Annotated in this window: 1 protein-coding gene and 1 pseudogene; both read left to right on the forward strand. The window is 34.6% G+C overall.

Annotation, left to right across the window (positions count from 1 at the left end; translation table 11 throughout):
- Window positions 1-74 precede the first annotated feature (74 nt).
- Window positions 75-578, forward strand: a complete 504-nt coding sequence (locus AB3X49_RS22750) for a GNAT family N-acetyltransferase (protein ID WP_088033551.1) — start codon at window positions 75-77, stop codon at window positions 576-578.
- Window positions 579-833: 255 nt separating this feature from the next.
- Window positions 834-1,354: pseudogene (locus tag AB3X49_RS22755) on the forward strand (DinB family protein).
- Window positions 1,355-1,535 lie beyond the last annotated feature (181 nt).

Consider the following 1,535-nt stretch of genomic DNA (forward strand, 5'->3'; position numbering starts at 1 on the left):
TTAATAATTTCATCTTAGTATTTCATTATTCCTGCTTTAAAAATTGTTACAATGAAACAAAAGGGGGAAAAGGAATGCGAAGTATAGTAATAGAAGAAATTAAACGACTTGATGAAGACCTTGAAGAGCTTTCTGAACTGTTGAAAACTGTAGTAAATGATGAGGCGTCAATTGGTTTTTTACCTCCACTGGAACAAAAAGAAGCAACAAATTATTGGCAAACTGTATTAGCACCAGAAGTGATATTGTATGTTGCTAAAATAAACAATGAAGTGGCAGGGAGTATTCAATTACATTTAGTTACAAAGCCTAATGGGATACATAGAGCTGAAATTTGCAAGTTAATGACTCATCCGAATTATAGACGAAATGGTATTGGGCGTTTACTTATGCAAAAAGCAGAAGAACGGGCAAAGCAAGAAAACAGATCTCTTTTAGTATTAGATACTAGAGAAGGAGATTCTTCCAATAGATTGTACAAGTCATTAGGCTTTCAAGAATCCGGTAAAATACCGGGGTATGCAATTTCTCCGAATGGTGAGTTAGATGCAACGGTTATTTATTATAAAATGATTTAGTATTTTTATTTAAAAAGAAGGATATTTTCAAACCACAAAGTTGTTATTAGGTCTGAGTATTGATTTATAAAAAGATTGATAAACCCCTGTATAATAGGGGTTTTCTTTTCATTCATTAACTTTATATTGAATGTTCAATTTGAGGGCCAATTTGTATAAGGTTTTAATAGGTTTATAAGAGGTATTATTTAAATAGGAATTTTGAAGTCTTTTGGTGAATATTAAATGTTAATCTAAAAGATGGAGGTTGCTGTGATGTTGAAACTGTTTCAATATAACTGGCAAGTTCGTGATGATTGGTTTACATTGTGCGAAGACATGTCGGCTGAAGAACTGGTAAAGAAACGGGTCGGTGGGTTCGGCAGTATACTACATACCCTATTTCACATTGTAGATGTGGAATATATGTGGATCTTAGGTTTGCGAGGTGAACCAGTGCCTGAGGAGCCATTGTTTGAAGATTATGCTAGCTTGCAAAAAGTGAAAAATCTTTCGGATCAATACCACGAGAAAGTGAAGCCATTTGTGACCTCTTGGACAAATGAAATGGATTCTCGGAAACTTTCAGAAACTGATTTCAATGAAGAACCGATTAGCTCTAGAGACGCCCCAATCAGGCGCCGAGTCATTGAATGTACACACGGAGAGATAATACGTCATGTCATTGTCCATGAAATCCACCATATCGGCCAGTTATCTATATGGGCACGTGAGGTGAGATAGGAAAGGGGCCAGTTTCCGCAAATCTGAGAGGGAGAGGGCTATTTGATAACTAGACTACCTTTGCCAATTTCGTAATTTATTTATAAACGAATGGTTTAATTGAGTATATTTAAAGCGTGTTTAGATCAATCTTTTTCAAAACACACTTTTTCTTTGTATTATTTTATCTAGGTTTATAGAGTTAATGTAATCAAACTTTTTTCGAAGCTACACTGTGATATATAATTGTAAGTA

This window comes from Bacillus sp. C30 (assembly GCF_040838255.1).
Lineage (GTDB): Bacteria > Bacillota > Bacilli > Bacillales > Bacillaceae_G > Bacillus_A > Bacillus_A mycoides.